The organism is Methylobacterium sp. J-088 (genome assembly GCF_022829295.1).
Lineage (GTDB): Bacteria > Pseudomonadota > Alphaproteobacteria > Rhizobiales > Beijerinckiaceae > Methylobacterium.
The window spans coordinates 1-21,512 of sequence record NZ_JAKSYH010000155.1 but is presented as its reverse complement, the minus strand read 5'-3'; the positions used below and the strand labels follow the sequence as shown (position 1 = coordinate 21,512).

General features: G+C 68.2%; 19 protein-coding genes. 10 read left to right on the top strand and 9 right to left on the bottom strand.

Going from position 1 to position 21,512, the window contains the following annotated elements; genetic code table 11:
- Positions 1-207 precede the first annotated feature (207 nt).
- Positions 208-2,283: a M3 family metallopeptidase gene (locus MKK63_RS17555; protein ID WP_244004003.1), complete on the bottom strand. Its 2,076-nt coding sequence runs from the start codon at positions 2,281-2,283 to the stop codon at positions 208-210.
- 176 nt (positions 2,284-2,459) lie between these two features.
- Here MKK63_RS17555 and MKK63_RS17550 point away from each other — a divergent pair, with 176 nt between their 5' ends.
- The 3 genes from MKK63_RS17550 to MKK63_RS17540 all read left to right on the top strand — a co-directional run bounded on the left by MKK63_RS17550 (position 2,460) and on the right by MKK63_RS17540 (position 5,189).
- Positions 2,460-3,377 carry an extensin family protein gene (locus tag MKK63_RS17550; RefSeq protein WP_244004000.1) on the top strand — a complete coding sequence of 306 codons (918 nt, stop codon included), beginning with the start codon at positions 2,460-2,462 and terminating at the stop codon, positions 3,375-3,377.
- A 72-nt stretch (positions 3,378-3,449) separates the two neighbouring features.
- Complete coding sequence (locus MKK63_RS17545; protein WP_244003998.1) at positions 3,450-4,544, top strand: L,D-transpeptidase; 1,095 nt, start codon at positions 3,450-3,452, stop codon at positions 4,542-4,544.
- Between the two features lie 255 nt (positions 4,545-4,799).
- Positions 4,800-5,189: a response regulator gene (locus MKK63_RS17540; protein WP_243920087.1), complete on the top strand. Its 390-nt coding sequence runs from the start codon at positions 4,800-4,802 to the stop codon at positions 5,187-5,189.
- Between the two features lie 28 nt (positions 5,190-5,217).
- On the opposite strand, the gene MKK63_RS17535 is transcribed toward MKK63_RS17540, so the two are convergent.
- A complete protein-coding gene (locus MKK63_RS17535; RefSeq protein ID WP_244003996.1) occupies positions 5,218-5,607 on the bottom strand; it encodes a YraN family protein in 390 nt (129 codons plus the stop codon).
- Complete coding sequence (gene rsmI, locus MKK63_RS17530) at positions 5,604-6,560, bottom strand: 16S rRNA (cytidine(1402)-2'-O)-methyltransferase (protein ID WP_244003994.1); 957 nt, start codon at positions 6,558-6,560, stop codon at positions 5,604-5,606. Before rsmI ends, MKK63_RS17535 begins: the two co-directional genes overlap by 4 nt.
- 135 nt (positions 6,561-6,695) lie before the next feature.
- Here rsmI and MKK63_RS17525 point away from each other — a divergent pair, with 135 nt between their 5' ends.
- Positions 6,696-7,979, top strand: coding sequence for a penicillin-binding protein activator (locus MKK63_RS17525; RefSeq protein WP_244003992.1), 1,284 nt, complete (start codon positions 6,696-6,698; stop codon positions 7,977-7,979).
- On the opposite strand, the gene hemW is transcribed toward MKK63_RS17525, so the two are convergent.
- Genes hemW through rph form a run of 3 tightly spaced genes read right to left on the bottom strand, consistent with a single transcriptional unit; the run spans position 7,980 to position 10,533 of the window.
- A complete protein-coding gene (hemW, locus tag MKK63_RS17520) occupies positions 7,980-9,155 on the bottom strand; it encodes a radical SAM family heme chaperone HemW (protein WP_244004007.1) in 1,176 nt (391 codons plus the stop codon). It lies immediately after the preceding gene.
- A 38-nt stretch (positions 9,156-9,193) separates the two neighbouring features.
- Positions 9,194-9,823, bottom strand: a complete 630-nt coding sequence (gene rdgB, locus MKK63_RS17515; protein ID WP_244003990.1) for an RdgB/HAM1 family non-canonical purine NTP pyrophosphatase — start codon at positions 9,821-9,823, stop codon at positions 9,194-9,196.
- Positions 9,820-10,533, bottom strand: coding sequence for a ribonuclease PH (rph, locus tag MKK63_RS17510; RefSeq protein ID WP_244003988.1), 714 nt, complete (start codon positions 10,531-10,533; stop codon positions 9,820-9,822). The genes rdgB and rph overlap by 4 nt, the downstream gene beginning before the upstream one ends.
- Before the next feature lie 180 nt (positions 10,534-10,713).
- Between rph and hrcA the strand changes: the two genes are divergently transcribed.
- Together hrcA and MKK63_RS17500 are read left to right on the top strand one after the other, a co-directional pair.
- Entirely contained in the window at positions 10,714-11,769 is a 1,056-nt protein-coding gene (hrcA, locus tag MKK63_RS17505) for a heat-inducible transcriptional repressor HrcA (RefSeq protein ID WP_244004005.1), read from the top strand.
- Between the two features lie 434 nt (positions 11,770-12,203).
- Positions 12,204-12,836 (top strand): LysE family translocator, encoded by a 633-nt coding sequence (locus tag MKK63_RS17500; protein ID WP_244003986.1) that lies wholly within the window; start codon positions 12,204-12,206, stop codon positions 12,834-12,836.
- A 19-nt stretch (positions 12,837-12,855) separates the two neighbouring features.
- On the opposite strand, the gene MKK63_RS17495 is transcribed toward MKK63_RS17500, so the two are convergent.
- Together MKK63_RS17495 and MKK63_RS17490 are read right to left on the bottom strand one after the other, a co-directional pair.
- Positions 12,856-14,859 (bottom strand): methyl-accepting chemotaxis protein, encoded by a 2,004-nt coding sequence (locus MKK63_RS17495; RefSeq protein WP_244003984.1) that lies wholly within the window; start codon positions 14,857-14,859, stop codon positions 12,856-12,858.
- Positions 14,860-15,131: 272 nt separating this feature from the next.
- Positions 15,132-15,929, bottom strand: coding sequence for a DUF1236 domain-containing protein (locus tag MKK63_RS17490; protein WP_244003982.1), 798 nt, complete (start codon positions 15,927-15,929; stop codon positions 15,132-15,134).
- Between the two features lie 235 nt (positions 15,930-16,164).
- Here MKK63_RS17490 and MKK63_RS17485 point away from each other — a divergent pair, with 235 nt between their 5' ends.
- From MKK63_RS17485 to MKK63_RS17475, 3 genes are all read left to right on the top strand, one after another.
- Positions 16,165-17,526, top strand: coding sequence for an MFS family transporter (locus MKK63_RS17485; RefSeq protein WP_244003980.1), 1,362 nt, complete (start codon positions 16,165-16,167; stop codon positions 17,524-17,526).
- A gap of 89 nt (positions 17,527-17,615) precedes the next feature.
- Positions 17,616-18,797 (top strand): alpha/beta hydrolase, encoded by a 1,182-nt coding sequence (locus MKK63_RS17480; protein WP_244003978.1) that lies wholly within the window; start codon positions 17,616-17,618, stop codon positions 18,795-18,797.
- 55 nt (positions 18,798-18,852) lie between these two features.
- Positions 18,853-19,134, top strand: a complete 282-nt coding sequence (locus MKK63_RS17475; RefSeq protein WP_244003976.1) for a DUF2312 domain-containing protein — start codon at positions 18,853-18,855, stop codon at positions 19,132-19,134.
- Between the two features lie 43 nt (positions 19,135-19,177).
- Here MKK63_RS17475 and MKK63_RS17470 read toward each other — a convergent pair whose 3' ends face one another.
- Positions 19,178-20,167 carry a phosphoribosylaminoimidazolesuccinocarboxamide synthase gene (locus MKK63_RS17470; RefSeq protein ID WP_244003974.1) on the bottom strand — a complete coding sequence of 330 codons (990 nt, stop codon included), beginning with the start codon at positions 20,165-20,167 and terminating at the stop codon, positions 19,178-19,180.
- 330 nt (positions 20,168-20,497) lie between these two features.
- Here MKK63_RS17470 and MKK63_RS17465 point away from each other — a divergent pair, with 330 nt between their 5' ends.
- The gene (locus MKK63_RS17465) at positions 20,498-21,250 is read left to right on the top strand and encodes a Crp/Fnr family transcriptional regulator (RefSeq protein ID WP_244003972.1); all 753 of its coding nucleotides are present in this window, start codon (positions 20,498-20,500) and stop codon (positions 21,248-21,250) included.
- Positions 21,251-21,512 lie beyond the last annotated feature (262 nt).

The following is a 21,512-nucleotide window of genomic DNA, read 5'->3' as shown; positions in this document are numbered from 1 at the left end:
CTCTTCCGGACAGGTCTCATCCCTCACCCGGCTTTCTGCGAAACACGACCTCTTCCGCACGGGAAAGGGGACCCTCGCCTCAGTCCGCGATGGTGGCGTCACTGTCGTGGACCGTGAGCAGTGCGATCGAGAGCGGCTCTGAGGTCTTGGTTTTGCTGCGCGCTGTCGCGCCGAACCGGGAACCACTCCGGCGGACAGCGCTCTCGATCACGCCGCGAGCCCGCGCTTCTTCAGCAGAGGCTCGATGCTCGGCATCCGGCCGCGGAACGCCGTGTAGGCCTCGCGCGGGTCGCGCAGGTTGCCGGCGCCGTACACGAAGGTGCGCAGGCGCTTGGCGGTCTCCGGATCGAAGATGTCGCCGGCCTCACGGAAGGCATCGAACGCGTCGGCATCCAGCACCTCCGACCAGAGATAGCTGTAGTAGCCGGCCGCATAGCCGTCGCCCGAGAAGATGTGGGCGAAGTGCGGCGTCCGATGCCGCATGCCGATCTCGGACGGCATGCTGATCCGCCTCAACGCCTCGGTCTCGAAGGCGGGCACGTCCAGCCCGGACTCGCCCTCGGCCGAGAGGTGGAGCGTCATGTCGACGATCGCCGAGGCGGTGTACTCCACGGTGGCGAAACCCTGGTTGAAGGTGCGGGCGGCCAGGAGCTTCTGGAGCAGCGCATCCGGCATCGGCGCCCCGGTCTGGTGGTGGCGCGCATGGGTCCGCAGCACTTCCGGCTGCTCCAGCCAATGCTCGTAGAGCTGCGAAGGCAGTTCCACGAAGTCGCGGGCCACGGCGGTGCCGGAGAGCAACGGGTAGGTGACGTCCGACAGAAGGCCGTGCAGGGCATGGCCGAATTCGTGGAACAGGGTGCGGGCATCGTCAAAGGACAGGAGCGTGCTCTCGCCCTCCGGCGCCTTGGCGAAGTTCATCACGTTGACGATGATCGGCGTGATCGGCCCGTTCAGCCGCTCCTGCGAGCGGAAGGCGCTCATCCAGGCGCCGGAGCGCTTGGTCGCCCGCGCGAAGTAATCGCCCAGAAACAGCCCGACCTCGGACCCGTCCGGGTTGCCGACCCGCCAGACTCGGACATCCGGGTGATAGCGCGGCACATCCGACAGCTCTTCGAAGGTCAGGCCGAACAGTCGGGAGGCCGTGTCGAAGGCCGCCTGGATCATCCGCTCCAGGGGCAGGTAGGCCTTGATCTCGCTTTCATCGAGATCGTGCTCGGCGCGCCGTACTTTCTCGGCGTAGTGGCGCCAATCATGCGCCTGCAGGGTGAAGTTATGACCCTCGTCCTGAATCGCCGCCTGAAGCCGGTCGCGCTCGTCGCTCGCCCGCGCCCGGGCCGGGGTCCAGACGTCGCGCAGGAGGCCCGTGGCCGCGTCGGGGCTCGCCGCCATCGTGTCGTCGAGGGCGAAATGCGCGAAGCTGTCGAAGCCCAGGAGCCGCGCCCGCTCGGCGCGCACCTGGATGATCTCCGCGGCGATCGCGCGGTTGTCGGTCTCACCGCCGTTCTCCCCGCGCCGCGTCCAGGCTGCATGAGCCCGCTCGCGCAAGTCGCGCCGGGTCGAGAACACGAGGAACGGATCGATCAGCGAACGGGACAGGGTGATGACGTGGCCGTCCAGCCCGCGTTCCTCGGCGGCGCTCCGGGCCGCGGCGCGCAGGGGCGGCGGCAGCCCGGCGAGATCGTCCTCAATCTGCAGCGGAAGCGTGAAGCTGCTCTCGTCGGCCAGCAGGTTCTGGCTGAACTTCGTGCCGAGCTCCGACATCCGGGCCGCGATCTCGGCGATACGGGCCTTGGCGTCGGGCGCGAGGGTCGCGCCGGAGCGGCGGAAGCGGATGCGGTAACGGTCGAGGACGCGCCGCGCCTCGGAACCCAGCCCCTCGGCGTCGGGATCGACGGCCGAGATCCGCGCCCAGAGCTGCGGGTTCAGGTAGATCGCGCTGCCGTGGCGGGCGAGCTTCGGCCCGATCTCGCGCTCGATCGCCTGCAGCTCAGGGTTCGTGTGGCTGCCGGTTAGGTTGTAGAAGACACCCGCAACCCGATCGAGGGCCTGCCCTGCACGCTCCATGGCTTCCACGGTGTTGGCGAACGTCGCCGGGGCCGTCTCTCCAGCGATCGCCGCGATCTCGTCGGCATGGGCGGCAAGCGCCGCCTCGAAGGCCGGGCGATAGTGCTCCGGCCGGATCCGCTCGAAGGGCGGGATTCCGTAGGGCGTGGTCCAGCGTGCCTCGCGGAAGGGATTGTCCTGCGGCAGGCTCGAGAGCCCGGCTTCAACGGCGTCCGGCATTCAATCCTCAGTGTCGATCCAGGTGGCGCGGGCCATCGTCGGGGCGGTTCGACGTCGTAGGTCGCGCTTACGATCCGCCAGACAGAATCCTGTTCGGGCGATCCGTCAACCGCGTGGTTGATCCGAATGGCCGCTCGCTCGTTTGGTGAGAACCAACGCCCACGCTTCGAGGCTCCATGCCGGGACGACATCCGCCGATCCGCCGACTGCCCACGACCCTGGCATTCGGCGCCCTCGTCCTGGCCGTGTCGGCCGTCGCAAGCCCGGCCGCGGAATCACCGGCGGCTACCGTCCCGGTGCCTCCGCCCCTGCCGCCTGAGCGGCCCGAGATCCTGAAGACGCCGCCCGCCCCGGAGGCGCCGCCGCCAACGCCGCCGGCCCGTCCGGCCGAGCTGACGCCGCCGGCATCGCCATCGAAGGAGACCGCCGATGCACCAGCGCAGGCGAAGCCTTCAGAGACCGGCAAGCCCGAAATCCCCGTTCCGCCGCCGACCCCGCCCGGGCGACCACCGGAACTTTCCGGCGAGGCAGCCCTGGCGCTCAAGGTCACGCCCCCGGACGACACAGCGTGTCGCACCCGTCTCAAGCGGCTCGGCGTCGAATTCGAGCCGCTGCCACCGATCATCGAGGGACAGTGTACGGCGCCGCTGCCACTGAAGGTCGTGCGGCTCGCTGATGGTGTGGCACTGCCGCAGGGGGCGACGCTCACATGCCGGACGGCCGAAGCGCTGGCACGCTGGGTGACGGAGGTCCAGGTCGAGGCCGAACGGTCGCTGAAGCACGGGCTGACCGGCCTGGAACTCGGCGGCTCGTATGTCTGCCGCGGCCAGAACCACGATGTCGATGCCAAGCTGAGCGAGCACGCCTTCGCCAACGCCGCCGACATCATGGCCTTCACCTTCGCGGGCCGCGCCAGCATCCCCGTCAAGGCGATGCCGGACGGCTCCGACGAGGCGCGGTTCCTGAGCGCTGTCCGCGAGAAGGCCTGCGGCTTCTTCCGAACGGTTCTGGGGCCAGGCTCGAACGCAGCCCATGCCAACCACTTCCACCTCGACGAGCGCGAGCGGACCGCCGGTCACCGCCTCTGCGAATAGGGTGTGGAACGTTCCGTCAGGCGCAGCATTTCTGCGTGCGAAGCGTCCACGCTTCTGGAGACGGCGATCGCGATGAGCCCGAAATCCTGGCGGCCGGTCCTTGCGGCGCTCCTGGCGACAAGCCTTGCCGCGCAGGTCGCGGAGGCTCGCCCAAAGCCGAAGACCGCCGATCAAGCGGCTCCAGCACCCGCCCTGACCGCCGACGCCATCAATACCGCAGCCCTGCCGCCGCAAGCCGACGAGAAGGCGCCCGCCAAGCGCCAGACCAAGAAGGACGACGAGAAACCCGACCCGCTGATCGTCAAGGCGCAAGTCCTGCTTGATCGGGCCCACTTCTTTCCCGGCGCCATCGATGGCCTCACGGGCGACAATTACCGGCGCGCCCTTTCGGCCTTCGCCGTTGCCCAAGGCCTTCCGGCGACGCAGGCACTGACGCCGGAGGTGTGGGGAAAGCTGCAGGCCACGAGCGATAAGCCAGTAGTGACGGATTATGCGATCACGGAAGCCGATGCCTCGGGACCCTACCTCGACAAGATCCCGCCCAAGATGGAGCAGCAGGCCGATCTAAAGGCGATGAGCTACACGAATCCGCGGGAGATGCTCGCCGAGCGCTTCCACATGAGCCGCGCCCTCGTGACGGCCCTCAACCCCGACAAGCCGCTCGACAAGGCTGGCACCGCCATCACGGTCGCGGCCGTCGATCCGATGGGGACTGACAAGCCGAAGGCGAAGGAACTGCCGCAGGAACCGAAGGTCGAACGGATCGAGGTCGACAAGACGAGCCGCGATGTGCGCGCCTACGGAGCCGACGACAAACTGCTCGCCTACTACCCGGCCTCCATCGGCAGTTCCGAGAAGCCGGCGCCGAGCGGCGACACGAAGGTGAAGGGCGTCGCGTTCGACCCCGACTACACCTACAATCCGAAATACGCGTTCAAGGGTGTCAAAGCGCAGCACAAGTTCACTATCCAGTCGGGTCCGAACAATCCGGTCGGCCTCGTCTGGATCGATCTGGCGATCCCGAGCTACGGCATTCACGGCACGCCGGAACCCGAGAAGGTCGGAAAGACCGAATCACACGGCTGCATCCGACTGACCAACTGGAATGCCCGCGATCTGGCAGCACATGTGGCGCGCGGTGCGAAGGTCAGCTTCAAGGACGATTGAGACGCCGGAACGGCCGCCGCCCGCAGCCGGCAACGAAAATGTATCGGCGGTTAACATTCTGCGCGCGGAAGGCCGGGGAACAGCGCGCGAACGCTTGACACGTTGCGCGTTACGGGCGACGCCAAGGACCACCTCGTGAACCGGTCTTCGTAGCAGCGTTGCGCTCTTCGGACGCCGAACACACGGTTCCCGGGTGTATCTTGACGGACGGCATGGTCCCCGGTTCGGGGGCGCTCGAAGGGAAGACGGCCCGGCGTGACTGCTGACTCCAACGATGATGTTCTCAACGGCGTCCGCGTACTCGTCGTCGAGGACGAGGCCGCGATCTCGATGCTGCTGGAGGACATGCTGCTCGATTTCGGCTGCGCCGTTGTCGGACCGGCTGCCCGGTTGTCCTCGGCGCTCGAGATGGCCGCTCAGGAAACGTTCGAGGTCGCGATCCTTGACGTGAACGTGGCGGGTGAACCGATCTACCCGGTCGCGGAAGCCATCGCCAAGCGGGATCTGCCCCTGGTGTTCTCGACCGGCTACGGCGGCGCCGGCATCCGCGAACCGTTCCGCGACCGGCCGGTCGTGCAGAAGCCGTTCAGCCAGGCCGAATTGAAGCGCACGCTGATCGGCGCCATCCGGGCTGCGCGCGCCTAAGACGAGAGCGGCCGCCAGAGCGGCCGCATCACAGGCCCTCGATCGTGAACGCGTCGGCGACATGGGCCGGCCAGCCCCTGGCGCCGACGAACATGGCGTCCGCCCGGAAGGTCATGCCCGCGGACCACGTATTGTGTCCGATCCAGGCGCGGACGGCCCGGGAGAAGCGGCGCCGCTTGGCCGCATCGATCGCATCGCGGGCGTCGTCCCGCCGGGGCCGCGCCTTCACTTCCACGAACACGATGGTTTTGCCGCGCTGGACGATGAGGTCGATCTCGCCGCCCGCGAAGCTCACACGCCGGCCGATCGGCCAGTAGCCCTTGATCATCAGAGCCGCCAGCGCTAGCCATTCGGCGCGATGGCCCCTCAGGTAGGCGGCCCGGCGCCGGACATCCCGTTCGGGCCGTACCCCGGTCACCCCTCGCTCCGCGCCAGGGCGAGGGCCCGGGTGTAGACGAGCCGCCGCGGTTGCCCGGTCTCGTCGGCAACGAGACTGGCGGCATCCTTGATCGAATGCCGCTCCAGCGCCGTACGGAGTAGGGCATCGAGAGCTTCGTCACCCTCCGCATTCCGCTCCACGGCCGTGGCGGCGCCGATGATGACGACGATCTCGCCCTTCGGCGGTCCGTCCTCGGCGAAGCGCTCGCTGAGGCCGCCCAACGTGTCGCGGCGGATCGTCTCGTAGAGCTTCGTCAACTCCCGGGTCACCGCGGCCGGGCGGTTCGGCCCCAGAACGGCGGCTGCGTCGGCCAGCATCTCCGGCAGCCGATGGGGCGATTCGAACAGAACCAGCGTGCCCGGGATCTGGATCAAGGCCTCCAGGCGGTTGCGGCGTGCACCAGCCTTCTGGGGCAGGAATCCTTCGAAGAAGAATCGGTCCGTTGGCAGGCCCGCCGCCACCAGGGCGGTCATCACCGCAGAGGGACCGGGAACCGGTGTGATCGGAATGCCGGCCTCGATGACGGCCTGGACCAGCTTGTAGCCCGGGTCGGAGACCAGCGGTGTGCCCGCATCGGAGACGAGGGCCAGCGCTTCACCGGCCCGCAGCCGGCTGACCATCCGCTCGCGCACCGCGTCGTTGGAATGCTCGTGATAGGCGAGCAGCGGTGTCGTGATACCGTAATGGGCGAGCAACGTCCGCGTGACCCGCGTATCCTCCGCCAGCACGGCATCGGCCGCAGCGAGGGTGGCGAGCGCGCGGATGGTAATGTCGCGCAGGTTGCCGATCGGCGTCGCCACGATGTGCAGGCCGGGCGACAGCGGTTCGGTCTCGCTCGCCAGCCCGAACGCTGTGAAGGTGGTGGCCCGTGGCCGATCTTGTCCCGGTTTCCGGGGCGGGGCTGTCGTGGGAGCATCGAATCTGCGGGTCATCGTTGGCGATCTTGCCACACTGGCCGGCTCTCGTCGCGCGTCGGCCGTCTTGGCGGGGGGCAGTCATGCGCGCTGCGTTTACATTTCCGGATCCGGCGATCACGCTGCCTCGGCCTGCCCGAAGGAGATTGCGCCATGGCGCGCCTGATCGGCGCGCCGGTTCATCGCGTGCGCGTCATAGCCCTCAGCGCCGTCCTCTGCGCGACGCTCCTGCCCCTCGGCGGCTGTCTTGGCGGCGATATCGCCCGTCGCAGATCGGCGCCCCAGGCCGCCCTTACGCCACCTGTCGAGATCCCACAGTCGGACGCGTCGCAGGTGGCACCGGCGACCAGTAGCCCGGGGCCGGTCACCCCGATGGCATCGACCGGGCCGCGGATCGGCACCGGCTCGGTGAAGGTCGGCCTGATCCTGCCCCTCACTGGACAGGGATCGACTGTCGGAAACGCCATGCGCAACGCCGCGCAGCTCGCTTTCGAAGAGGCACAGCAGCCGGACCTGACACTCTTGGTCGAAGACGACCGCGGTACGCCCGAGGGCGCGCGGGAGGCGACCCAGGACGCCCTCCGGCAGGGCGCCGAGATCGTGCTCGGGCCGCTCTTCGCCGGCAGCGTCCAGTCCGCCGCCGCCGTGGCGAAGGCGGCCGGCAAGCCGGTCATCGGCTTCTCCACCGACGCAACCGTGGCAGCGCCGAACGTCTATCTCCTGAGTTTCCTGCCCCAGCCGGAGGTCGACCGGGTGGTCGAGGAATCCGTGGCCGGCGGCAAGCGCTCCTTTGCGGCGCTGATCCCCGAGACGGCTTACGGCAATGCAGTCGAAGCGGCCTTCCGCGAGACCGTGGCGCGCCGCGGCGCGCGGGTCGCGGCCGTGGAGCGCTATCCGGCGGGCAATCCGGGCCCTGCAGTGGCGCGTCTGACCCGTGTCATCATAGGCCCCGGCGCAACGGCCGACGCGTTGTTCATTCCGGAAACGGCCGAGGCGATGCCGGCCGTCGCGGCGGCGTTGAGCAAGGCCGGCTTCGCGCCTGCGCGCGTCCGGCCGGTCGGAACGGCCTTGTGGAACGAGCCGGCGCTCTTCGCCCTTCCGGCCCTCCAGGGCGGCCACTTCGCCGCGCCGGATCGCGGCGGGTTCTCGGCATTCGGCGGGCGCTATCAGGCGCGGTTCGGCGCCGCGCCGCCGCGCGTGACGTCCCTTGCCTACGACGCCGTGACGCTCGCGGCGGCGCTGGCGCGCCAGTACGGCTCGCAGCGCTTCGCCGAGCCGACATTGACCAATGGTGCGGGTTTCGCCGGGGTGGACGGAACGTTCCGTTTCCGTCCGGACGGGCAGAGCGAGCGGGCGCTAGCGGTCTACGAGATCCGCAACAACGCTGCGGCGCCGGTGAGCCCCGCCCCGCGGGTGCTGGCCAAGACCGGACTCTGATCAGCCGGCGAGTTCGGCGACAATCGCGTTGAGGACCGGCGCGCCACGTGCGGTTGCGGCGATGCGACCTCCAGAGCGCCGCTCCAGCAGGCCGTCACCGATCAGCATGCCGATCCGGTTGCCGTTCAGGGGGCGGCCCTTGAGGGCGGCGTAGCGCTCCGGATCGATTCCCTCGCGCAGGCGCAGACCCATCACCAGGAACTCGTCGGCCTGATCGGCGGGAGCGAGGGTTTCGGTCTCGACGATTCCCTGGCCGTCGCGCTCGACCCGGGCGAGCCACGCCTCAGGTGCACGCTCGGTCACGGTGCCGATCCGGCCCGCCTCGGTCACGATGCGTCCATGCGCCCCGGGGCCGATCCCGGCATATTCGCCGTAACGCCAGTAGAGCAGGTTGTGGCAGGATTCCGCACCGGGCCGGGCGTGGTTCGAGATCTCGTAGGCCGGGAGACCGGCGCCCGCGCAAAGATCCTGCGTTACGTCGTAGAGGGCGCGCCCCGTATCGTCGTCCGGCACCACCAGCTTGCCCGTGCTGGCGAGGCCGTAGAAAGGCGTGCCCGGCTCGATGGTCAGCTGATAGAGGGAGAGATGCTCGCCGGCCCGTTCCAGGGCCTCGGCCAGCTCGTCCCGCCACATCGTCGGCGTCTGGCCCGGTCGGGCATAGATCAGGTCGAACGAGGTGCGCGCGAAGGTGGCCTGCGCGACGCGGATCGCGTCGAGCGCCTGCGCCACATCGTGGAGCCGCCCGAGGGTGCGCAACGCTGCATCGTTCAGCGCCTGCACGCCGAGCGAGACGCGGTTGACCCCGGCGGCGCGATAGCCATGGAAACGGGCCGCCTCGACGCTCGACGGATTGGCCTCCAACGTGATCTCGACGTCCGGCGCCACGGGCCAGCGCGAGGCGACGGCGTCGAGCAGGCCGGCGACCGTGGCGGGCTGCATCAGCGACGGGGTGCCGCCGCCCAGGAAGATGCTGGTGACGGTCCGGCCGGGCGTCCGCTCGGCGGCGTGGTCGATTTCGGCCCGGAATGCGTCGAGGAAGCGCGGCTCATCCACCCCGGCATGGCGGACGTGGCTGTTGAAGTCGCAATAGGGGCACTTCGCGGCGCAGAAGGGCCAGTGCAGGTAAATGCCGAATCCCGCATCGCGGGTCGGGTGGTCCGGGCCGGTCGCTTGCATGATGGTGGGGATGTGAGCGGCGCGGCCCGGTTTGGCAATCACGCGCTCGGCGCGAGGCAAGCCCGGCTGAGATCCACGAAGGCCCGGGCGCGGTGCGAGAGCCCCTGCCCGCGCTGCCAATCGACCCCGTGCTTCTCTTCGGCGGTCATCTCGCCGAAGGTCCGGTCGTGGCCGTCCGGCCGGAAGATCGGGTCGTAGCCGAACCCGGCCGAGCCGCGGGGCTCCACGAGGTCGCCGAACACCCGGCCCTCGAACAGTTCGGTATGGCCGTCCGGCCATGCCAGTACCAGCGCCGAGACGAAATGCGCCCGGCGATCCTGCGCGCCGCGCCTGTCCATCTCCGAGGCGATCCGCGCCATGGCGCCGGCGAAGTCCTTGGTCGGGCCGGCCCAGCGCGCGGAGAAAATGCCCGGCGCCCCGTCGAGGGCATCGACGCACAAGCCGGAATCGTCGGCGAAGGCGGGCAAGCCCGTAGCGTCCGCGGCGGCCCTGGCCTTGATCGCTGCGTTCTCGGCGAACATCGTGCCGGTCTCCTCCGGCTCCGGCAGGCCGAGTTCGCCAGCCGACACCGCTTCGATTCCAAAAGGTTTGAGCAAGTCACGCATCTCGGTGAGCTTGCCGGCATTGTGGGTGGCGATGACCACCTTGCCCGTCAGGCGCCGGCTCACGCGATCGCCTCCTTCTGAAGCGCGACCAGCCGATCGGTGCCGACGCGCGCGAGGCGCAGCAATTCGAGCAGCTGATCCTGCGAGAACGGCTCCATCTCGGCCGTGCCCTGAACCTCCACGATGCCGCCCCGGCCGGTGAGCACGAAGTTGGCGTCGGTCTCGGCGGCCGAATCCTCGGCGTAGTCGAGGTCTAGCACCGGCGTGCCCTTGTAGAGGCCACAGGAGACGGCCGCGACGTGGTCGCGCAGCGGATCGACCGAGATGATCGAGCGCGTGCGCATCCAACTGAAGCAATCGTGCAGCGCCACCCAGGCGCCCGTGATGGCGGCCGTGCGCGTGCCGCCATCGGCCTGGATCACGTCGCAATCGACGGTCACCTGCCGCTCGCCGAGCGCCGGCAGGTTGGTGACCGCCCGCAGGGAACGCCCGATCAGCCGCTGGATCTCCTGCGTCCGCCCGGAGGGCTTGCCGGAACCGACTTCGCGGCGGGTGCGTTCGTGGGTCGCACGCGGCAGCATGGCGTACTCGGCCGTCACCCAGCCCTTGCCCGAACCGCGCAGCCACGGGGGGCCGCGCTCCTCCAGCGAGGCCGTGCAGAGCACCCTGGTATTGCCGAAGCTGACGAGGCACGAACCCTCGGCGTAGCGCGAAACCGCGCGCTCCAGGCTCACGGGCCGCAATTCGTCGGCGGCACGCTTGGAAGGCCGCATTGCGGACCCCTTCTGTAAGGAAAGTCGAGGGCCGGGCTCTTAGGCCGCCATCTCGGCGCGGGCAAGCGGCGCAGCGAAGCCGTCGTGTACGGATTGATCCAGACCGGACGGTCGGACATGATCGGACCACAGGATCAGAGCGTGACAGACTCGAACCCACGATTTCTCGACGGCCCATCGATGCAGGCGCTTGCCGCGCTTAACGAGCGCGCCCGGGAGATCTTCCGACAGATCGTCGAGAGCTACCTCACCACCGGCGAACCGGTCGGATCACGCAATCTCGCGCGGATCCTCCCGATGGCCCTGTCGCCAGCCTCGATCCGCAACGTCATGGCGGATCTGGAGCATTCCGGCCTGATCTTCGCCCCGCATACATCGGCGGGCCGGCTCCCGACCGAGCTCGGCCTGCGCTTTTTCGTCGACGCCATGCTGGAACTCGGCGACGTCAGTCAGGACGAGCAGGCCCGGATCGAGGCGCAGATGCGGGCCGCGGCGTCGGGCCACACCTTCGACTCGGCGTTGGCCGCGGCCTCGACCATGCTGTCGGGTGTCTCGCGCGGCGCCGGCGTGGTCCTGACTACCAAGGCGAACGTAAATCTGAAGCATATCGAGTTCGTGCGCCTGGACCCGGCCCGGGCGCTCGTCGTGCTGGTCTCGGACGACGGCTCGGTCGAAAACCGCCTGGTCGACCTGCCGCCAGGCCTGCCCACCGGCGCACTGCAGGAGGCGACGAACTTCCTGAACGCCCGGCTTCGGGGCCGGACCCTGGGCTCCCTGCGGGCCGAGATCGAGGCCAGCCGCCAGGCGATGAAGCGGGAACTCGATGCGCTGACCGAGCGCCTTGTGGATGCCGGCCTCGCGACGCCGGTCGGCCCGTCCGAAGCGCGCCAGCTGATCGTGCGCGGTCAGGCCAACCTGCTCGACGATCTGAAGGCCGTCGAGGATCTTGAGCGCATCCGCCTGCTGTTCAACGATCTGGAGAGCCAGAAGGACGTCATCGACCTGCTCGCCCGGGCCGAAGGAGGCGACGGCGTACGGATCTTCATCGGCTCGGAGAACAAGCTGTTCTCGCTCTCCGGCTCGTCGCTGATCGCCGCGCCGTTCCGCGACGGAGCCCAGAAAATCGTGGGCGTTGTCGGGGTGATCGGCCCGACGCGCCTGAACTACGCCCGCATCGTGCCGATGGTCGACTACACCGCCCGCGTCGTCTCGAAACTGCTGGACGGGGGGCGGTGACGCCGCCGTTGCTGTGGCCGGAGCGGCGCGTTATCTTCGGAAGTGGGATCGGCGGGGGCTAGCCGCCAATCCCTGGCATTCACCGTTTCCGGTGTTGCCGTGTCCAGAGAGGAATGGCGAGGCAGAGCGTGAATCTCCACTCGCCATTCGCTTTTATGGACCATGCCAGAGAGATGACCATCCACTGCACTCCCGGCCGCAACCAGCCGCGTGCGGCCTTCGCGGGAGAGTCGGTCAAGCTCACAGCGTGTTTTAGCCGGCTCGGCGGCCGGTATAAGCTTGCAACGCCGGCAGGACAGCGCCGCTGAATGCTTTGACACTCCGGAGCGGATCCATTTAGCTTTCCGTCGAAGGCTATCGGCTTCCGTGTACGACGAATCGTCCGGGCAGGACGCGGGTGTTCGTCTTGGCGGCCGCCATTGGGATGGATCGAAGTGCCGGATCTTGGCAGCTACCTTGCCTTCGCATTGGTCTCGCTGGGCATGGCCCTCACGCCGGGACCGAACATGGCTTATCTGATCTCCCGCTCGATCGCGCAGGGGCGGACGGCCGGCCTGATCTCGCTCGGCGGCATCCTGGCGGGCCACATCGTCTACATGGTGTGTGCGGCCTTGGGACTCACGGCCCTGCTGATCGCGATTCCCTACGCGTACGATGCCGTCCGCCTCGCCGGCGCATTCTATCTTCTGTACCTCGCGTGGCAGGCGGTCCGGCCCAACGGGCGATCGCCGTTTAAGGTCCATGCTCTGCCGAAGGACAGCCCGCGCAAGCTCTTCGTGATGGGGCTGCTGACCAACCTGCTCAATCCGAAGATCGCGGTCCTGTACCTGTCGCTCCTGCCGCAATTCATCGATCCGGCGAACGGGAGCGTGCTCGCACAGGCGTTGGTCTTCTGTGGCACGCAGCTCGCCGTCAGTGTCGGGATGAACGCCATCTTCGTCGTCTCGGCTGGGACGATCGCTGTGTTCTTCATCCAGCGCCCCCTCTGGAGCACGGTGCAGCGCTGGCTGATGGGCACGGTGCTGGCGGCACTCGCGATCCGCATGGCGGCCGAGGCGCATCGCTGATCGCCTCGGAATCGCATCGTCAGGCGGCTCTGACCGATTCAAGGAAGCGGGCGACCTCGACACCGAGATGGTCGGATTGTCGGGACAGCTCCGTCGCGGAATCCAGAACCTTATGCGCGGCCTGACCGGTCTGGGCGGCAGCTCCGGCCACGCCGGCGATGTTCGTCGTGACCTCGTCGGTCCCGGTCGAGGCCTGACTGACGTTGCGCGCGATCTCCTGCGTGGCCGAGTCCTGCTGCCCCACCGCAGCGGCGACCGCTGTGGCCACATCGTTGATGTCCCGGATGCGCGCCACGATCCCGTCGAGCGCCCGGGCGGCCTCGCCGGTCGAACCCCGGACACGCGCGATGTGGCCGGTGATCTCCTCGGTCGCACGGGCGGTCTGGGCGGCCAGTTCCTTCACCTCGGCGGCCACGACCGCGAAGCCGCGCCCCGCCTCACCCGCGCGCGCCGCCTCGATCGTCGCATTCAGCGCCAGGAGATTCGTCTGTCCCGCGATGGAGGAAATCAATCCGACCGCGTCGCCGATCTTGGACACGGCCTCGGACAGGTCCTGCACCCGACGCCCGGTCTCGTCGGCCTCATCGACCGCCGTTCGGGCGAGGCGCGACGAGCCGGCGACTTGCCCGGCCACCTCCTGCACGCTCGCCCCGAGTTGCTCGGCCGCCGCCGCGACGGTGCGGACGTTGGCGGACGCCTCCTCGGCGGCGGCAGCGACGCCGCTGGACTGCGCCGCCGCCTGCGTGGCGGCGACCGTCAGCGTCTCCGCGGTGGTGTGCAGATCGGTGGCGGCGGACGAGACCGAACCCACGATGGTGCCGACGACCCGCTCGAACCCATCGGCCAGTTCGGTCATCGTGCGCCGGCGCTCGGCGGCGACGGCCGCGTCGGCGAGGCGGCGCACCTCGGCCTGCTCGCGCGCCTTGTCGGCCACGAGGGCCTTGATGCCCTCGACGGCCCGGCCGATCATGCCGATCTCGTCCCGTCGGCGGGCCTCCGTAATCTCGGTCTCGAGCTCGCCCTGACTCATCCGCTGGAGCACGCCGACGAGCTGGTTCAGGGGACGCGCCACCGTGTGCGCCATGGTCTGGCTGACCGCGACCGCGAGCGCCAGGAGCATGATGACGGTCGCGACCGCCATGGTCCGCGTGAGGTGATCGATCGGCGCGACCGCCGCCGCGCGATCGAAGGAGAGCGCGACGTACCAGTCGAGGTTGGGCGGCAGGTCCGGCACGCGGGCGAACACCGTCAGAGTCGCACGCCCGGCCTCGGTGGTCTCGATCTCTCGGCCGGCGGCGATGTCCGGCTTCGAACCGCCGATCAGGTCCGAGAGGGGTTTGCCGACGAGATCCCCTTTGGGATGGATCAGAATCTTGCCGGCACCGGACACCAGGTAGGCGTAGCCATTGCCGCCCGGCACCACGTCGGCGATCATCCGAGCCAGGGCCTCGACATCGAAATCGCCGGCGGCCGCGCCGACAAGCGTGTGCTCAGCATCTTCGAGCGGCGCGGCCGCCGTCAGAACCATGTTGCCCCGACTGGCGGATTTGTAGGGTTCGGTCAGGATCGCGCTCTTCGCCGCCGCGACCTCCTTGAACCACGGCCGCGCCGGCGCATCGTAGCCCGGCGGGATCGGCGCCTTGGGCATCCGCGTGTAGAATCCATCGGTCCGCCCGAGATAGCTGACGTAGAAACCCTGGCGGACGATCGGCGCGTCGAGCACGCGGTCCGCCTCCGGCCCGACCCCGGTGCCGCTGATCTCCTGCGCCATCAACTGAATGAGATCGAGCTTTCCGCGCAGCCAATTGCCGATGCCCCGCGCGGCGGTACCGCTCAGGTTCGACATGCTGGTGTTGATGTCCGTCCGCAGCAGCGCGCTCTGCGACGTGTGAATGTAAACGGAGCACGCGAGGAAGGCGGTGAACGCGATCGCCAGGGTCAGGAGCGTCGCGCGGCCCGCTATCCCGAGACGCAGGCGCGTGGCCCCTGCGGATGCGCGCAAACCAGAATTCTCGATCGACATACCACGCTCCAAACGGAGACGACGCGTGAACAGCCCTATCTCGTATCTGAAATTCACGGTCCGTGGCGTTTAGTTTTATTGTATATTCAGACGTATCATTCAATAGAATAGAGATTTTTATTGTCAGCGGCGCCTTTCATGCGAGGATCCGGGTGTCTCAGGATCCACGCAATCGGGTCTGTACGATATTTTTCTTTCGCTTTCTTCGCAAAAGTTGGCCAAACGCGCGAGAAAATCGCCCTGCCGGGCGTGCTGCGCGATGGCAGAGCGGATCAGCCCGGGATCACATCCACGATCTCGTAGGTGTCGGGATCGATGATCACGATGTCGTCGCGCACCAGAACGAAGTCGTAGCCCTCGTATTCCGGAACCAGCTCGACGATGGCCGGCGGCAGCCGGTGCAGGGACACCGAACGCGGGATCGCCGTGCCGACGGCCAGACCGAAGGCGACATCCCGGAGCGGCGAGACGCCCAGGCGGGTGATCGATGACCGGAACTCGGTGCGCTGCCGCGTGTCGAGACGGCCCACGGCGCCGCGGACCGAACCGCCATCACGGGCGCCTGCACGGCCGCCCCGCTCACCCCCGGGGCCGCGTTCGCCGGCTGGGCCGCGACCACCCTGGTTGGGCCCAGCCGCATCACGGTTGCCCCGCTCGCCACCCGGGCCGGGCTCCCGCGAACCGCGCTCACCGGGACCGCGCTCGCCGGGACCGGGATTCGCGCCCGGCGTGCCCCGCTCAGCCGGTCCACCGCGCTCGTTGGCACCGCCGGCGCGGCCGGGCCCTTCGGCACCGCGGCCCCCGGGTCCACCCGGCTCGGCACCACGCGGGCCACCCTCGCTGCCGGGCCCGCGCATGGCCCCGCCCTCGGCCCCGCCCCGCATGCCGCCGCCTGCACCGCCGGGACCACCGCCCGGACCCGCGCCGCCACCTGCTCCAGCTCCTGGCGCACCGCCGCCTGCACCGGGCCCTGCGCCGCCCGGCCCACCGGGTCCGCCCTGCGCGAAGGCGGTCGTCGCCCCCGCAATCACGATGGCAACCGCCACGGTGTCTCTGAGAATCCGCTTCATGGCCACGCCTCTCTCGCCTTGGGAGCGCCCTCGGCGCCCGCGCCGGGCCGCAACGGCCCCCCATGGCAAACCGTTCCGGGGTTCGACCGCGGCGGCGACGCGCGTGACAGGCGCCGGGCGCGTCCCGAGGAAAGACTCATCACGGACTTGCGATCACGGTCATCACCTGTAACGTCGCGTCGCATGAAGAAGAGGCTGGCAATCGCCGCCCCTATAAGAGTTCGAGGGAGATGCCATGTCCGCATTGCGAAACGACACGATCGGCATCGCACCGGGCACGCACGACGCTGCGGACCGGAAGCGGCGCATCTGGGCGATCGTCGGCTCGTCCTCGGGCAATCTGGTCGAATGGTACGATTTCTACTGCTACGCGTTCTTCGCGCTCTATTTCGCGCCGGCCTTCTTTCCGAAGGGTGATTCCACCACGCAGCTCCTGCAAACGGCCGGCATCTTCGCGGTGGGCTTCTTCATGCGACCGGTCGGAGGCTGGCTGTTCGGGCGCATCGCCGACCGGGTCGGGCGGCGAACCTCGATGGTCGTCTCCGTCCTGATGATGTGCTTCGGCTCGCTGTTGATCGGCATCCTGCCGACCTACGAGCATGTCGGTACCCTGGCGCCGGTGTTGCTGCTCCTCGCCCGCATGCTGCAGGGCCTGTCGGTGGGCGGCGAGTACGGCACATCGGCGACCTACATGAGCGAGGTGGCGATCAAGGGGAAACGCGGCTTCTTCGCCTCCTTCCAGTACGTGACGCTGATCGGCGGCCAGCTGCTGGCCTCACTGGTCCTGGTGCTGCTTCAGACCGTGATGACCGCGCCCGAGCTGACCGCCTGGGGCTGGCGCATCCCGTTCTTCATTGGCGCCGGGCTCGCGATCGTGGCTCTGTATCTCCGGCGCTCCCTGGCCGAGACCAAGGAAGCGGGCGACAAGGAGAATGCCGGTACCTTCGCTGAGTTGTTCAAGCATTGGCGGGCGTTCTGCGTCGTCCTGGCCTACACGGCCGGCGGCAGCCTGAGCTTCTACACGTTCACCACGTACATGCAGAAATATCTGGTCAACACCGCCGGCCTACCCAAGACGTCGGCCTCGCAGATCATGACCTGCGTTCTGTTCGTCTACATGGTGATTCAGCCGCTGTTCGGCGCGCTGTCCGACAAGATCGGCCGCAAGGCCAACATGCTGCTCTACAGCGGCCTCGGGACGCTGATGGTGGTGCCGCTGATGACGGCCTTGGGGACCAACAAGGATCCCTACCTGGCCTTCGCGCTGATCACCCTGGGGCTGTCCGTCGTGTCGTTCTACACCGGCATCAGCGGCATCGTGAAAGCCGAGTTGTTCCCCACCAACGTACGCGCGCTGGGCGTCGGCCTGTCGTACGCGCTGGCCAACGCCATGTTCGGCGGCACCGCCGAATTCGTCGCCTTGTGGTTCAAGGATGCCGGCACGGAGAGCACGTTCTTCTGGTACGTCACGGTGCTGATGGCGATTGCCTTCGTGGCCTCGCTGATCATGCCGAACCCGAAGGTCCACGGCTATCTCGACGGTGCCGGCACCGTCGAGGAGGCGCTGGGCAAGAAGCCGCGCTTCGCGCACGCCTGATGGAACTTGGCGTGGCCGCTGGACCCGGCCACGCTGTCACGCTGATATACCGCCCGCCGGGCGCGCCAGATGCCCGGCGGGAGGACGCCATGCTGAGAGAGACGGTCGCAGGGGTACTGACCCTGCTCTGCCTTGCGGTCGGATCGGCGCCGTGCGCCGCCGAACAGGGATCGGGTACCGCACCGTTCAAGCCGCAGCAGCCCAGCGGCTACTTCTTCGTCGGCGGCCGCTATGCGCGTGTAGGCGACAAGACCACGGCCCTCGGGCAGATGTTCGTGGATTATCGCGCCCCGGAGCGGATCACGCAGCCCTACCCGGTCGTCATGGTGCACGGCACCGCGCAGACCGGGACCAACTTCCTCGGCACGCCGGACGGCCGGCCAGGCTGGGCGGACCGCTTCGCCGCGAAGGGCTTTGCGGTGTATGTCGTGGATCAGGTCGGGCGTGGCCGTTCGGGCGGCGATCCGGAGACCTATGGGCCCTATGCACGCCTCCCGGCCGAGGATCTGGAAACGGTCTTTACCGGGCAGGAGCGGTTCTCGCTGTATCCGCAGGCGAAACTGCACAGCCAGTGGCCGGATGGCCCGGGCGTGCGGGGCAACGCCGCCTTCGACCAGTTCTACCTCTCCCAGGTGCCCTACATCGCCAGCGCGCTGAAGAGCGAGGAGCTGGTCGACCCGGCGCTGATCGCCCTCTTGAAGAAGATCGGCCCAGCGATCCTCCTGACGCATTCGCAGGCGGGCGTCTTCGGTTGGGCGGTCTCGGACCAGCGGCCGGACCTCGTCAAGGCGCACATCGCCGTGGAGCCCAATGGGCCGACCTTCTACGACATTCGCTTCAAGGGCGGCACCGACTGGTACGAGCGCGTCGGTGATGCGCGGGCCCGGCCCTACGGCATCACGCGGGTGCCGCTCCATTTCGAGCCGCCGGTGAGCGCTCCGACCGACATCACTGTGGTCCAGGCCGAGACCGCCACGTCGCCCGACAAGATCCGCTGCTGGCTCCAGGCCGAGCCTGTTCACACCTTACCCAACCTCGCCCGGGTGCCCGCGGTGATCGTCACCGCCGAGGCGTCGTTCCGCGCCACGATGGATGATTGCACCGCAGCGTTCCTCACGCAGGCCGGTGCCAAGCCGGACCGGCTCGTGCTCGCCGACCACGGCATCCATGGCAACGGCCACATGATGATGCTGGAAGCCAACAGCGACGCCGTGGCGGACGCGATCATCGGCTGGATCGCAGGCCGCACACGGACCCCGGCCCGTCCTTAACCCGTCGCTTACCCTGCACCGGCGAGGATGCCCCCGTCATCCGACGAGGGATTGCATGACCGATATGACCGATACCGTGGGCGTCGCGGGCGACCGGATCCGCTCGATCATCGAGCGCGTCGAACGGCTTGAGGAAGAGATCAAGGACCTCATGGAGGCCAAGAAGGAGGTCTTCGCCGAGGCCAAGGGCGAGGGCCTGGACGTCAAGATCCTCAAGGAGATCCTGAAGATCCGCAAGCAGGACAAGGACGAGCGCGACGAACAGGAGACGCTGCTCGACGTCTACCTGCGCGCGATGGATGCTCCTGCTCCGGCCCCGCTGGCAGCAGCGGCCTGAACCATCGCAGGAACCGGCCTGGGGCGGCGCAGCGCGCCGCCCTTCAGCGATCCGGACTCGCCGCGAGATAGGATTCGAGGTTCCGGCGCACACGGTCGAGCGGCACCTCGGCCGGATCCGGCAGCGCGAACCGCGCACCGGTGATCGTCTCATAGGCTTTGATGTAGACCGCGGCCGTTTCGAGAATGACGTCGGCGGGGATCTCGGGAATCGGATCCCGATAGGGATCGCAGCGGGCCACGACCCAGTTGCGCACGAAGTCCTTGTCGAAGCTCTCGGGCGCCGTGCCGGTCGCAAAACGCTCCGGGTAGCTCTGTGCAAACCAGTAGCGGCTGCTGTCCGGCGTGTGGATCTCGTCCGCAAGGACGATCCGGCCCTCGGGATCCGTGCCGAACTCGTACTTGGTGTCCGCCAGGATCAACCCGCGCTCAGCCGCCAGAGCCTGCCCGCGGCCGAACAATGCCAGGGCAGCCTCCGAGACGGTGCGCCATTGCTGGTCCGTCAGCAGGCCGCGGCTCAGTATCTCGGCCTCCGTCAACGGCTCGTCGTGGCCGCCGTCGAAGGCCTTCGTGGTCGGCGTGATGATGGGTGCCGGCAGGCGCTCGTTCGGACGCATCCCGTCGGGGAAGCGATGGCCGTACATCGCCCGCTCGCCCGCCCTGTATCGGGTCAGCACGGAGGTCGAAGTCGTACCCGCGAGATAGCCGCGGACCACCACCTCCACCGGCAGAATCTCCAGGCGCTGCCCGACGACGACGTTCGGATCCGGATATGCCAGGACGTGGTTCGGGCAGAGATCGCCCGTCCGTTCGAACCAGAAGCGGGCAGTCTGCGTCAGAACCTGCCCCTTGAACGGGATCGCGGCGAGCGCCCGATCGAAGGCGCTGATCCGGTCGGTGGTGATCAGGATGCGGCGGCCGTCCGCCAGATCGTAATTCTCCCGGACCTTGCCGCGGTAATGGTTCGGCAGTCCGGGCAGCGTCGCCTCGGCCAGGACCTGATGCGCGTGCGGGGCGAGATCGGTCGTGTTCATCCGAGCGTTCCGTCAAGCTGGGCGGCGACTACGCCGCGCCACCTGTGTGCGCGGACGGGTCGGAGATTTCCAGCCCCGTCAACAACCCGCGCGCCTCACAACCCTGGCGAATGCACCAGCGCGGCTGCCCAGATACGATCCGAACACGCGTGATCGTGCCGAAATCCGAGATTCTGTCTCTGCTCGCTCGATCGCTTTCGAGTTATACGGATCGATACCGATTCTCGTGCCTCGCACCAGTCGGTCGATGTTGCCGAAGCAGCAGACTAACCCGTGTCCACCCGGTACAGGCTTCCCATGCCGGATCTGCCTGTGGCCGAATGAGGTAAGATGAGCGGAACAAGCCAACACGCGGATCGGCATCCGTTGCTGCGCAAGCTCGAAGGCATCGCGCTGTTCGAGCTCTCATCCGAGGAGCGTGCCGCAATCGAAGCCATGCCGATGCAGCCTGCGCTGATCGATGCCTATCAGGACATCGTGCGCGAGGGGGACCGCCCCGGCCGGAGCTTCGCCATCTTATCGGGTATCGCGAGCACCTATAAATCGACCCGGGCCGGCAAACGGCAGGTCATGAGCTACCACGTTGCCGGCGACGTGCCGGATTTTCAGAGCCTCCATCTCCAGACCCTCGATATCAGCATCGCGACGGTCACCCCCTGCCGCATCGGGTTCGTCCAGCACGATGCGGTGCGCGCCCTGCTGCGCGCCCAGCCGCGGCTCGGCGAGGTCTTCTGGCGGGCAACGCTCATCGACGCGGCGATCGTGCGGGAATGGACGCTCAACACCGGCCGGAGGGACGCCTACGCCCGGATGGCCCATCTGTTCTGCGAATTGATCACGCGCCTCGGCACAGTCGGTCTCGCACCGGACTTCAGTTGTGATCTGCCCATGACGCAGCCGGAGCTGGCCGATGCCCTCGGGATCACGCCGGTTCACGTCAATCGCACGATCCGGGATCTGAAGGCCGCAGGATTGATCTCGCTGCGCAGCCGTCACCTGGTCGTGCACGACTGGAATGGCCTAGTCGCCGCAGCCGAGTTCGACCCGACCTATCTCCATCTGCGGGAACAGGACCAGCGCTAGAGCAGTGCCCGATCGCGTTGCTCACGGTACACGACACAGTGGCGGCGGGCGGCGGGCCGTGGTGGACTGCGGGATTGCTCGCCAAAGGGATCCACCGATGTCCGCTTGTCAGCGTCCCGCCCTGACCCAGCGCCTATCGGCGCATCCGGGCCTGGGCAAATACCCGCTTGAGACCCCGAACAGGTTGCTGCTCGGATTCGAGCCCAGCCGGCCGGTCAACCTCACCCATATCGCCAGCCAGTGCCACGTCCCGGTCCGCTCC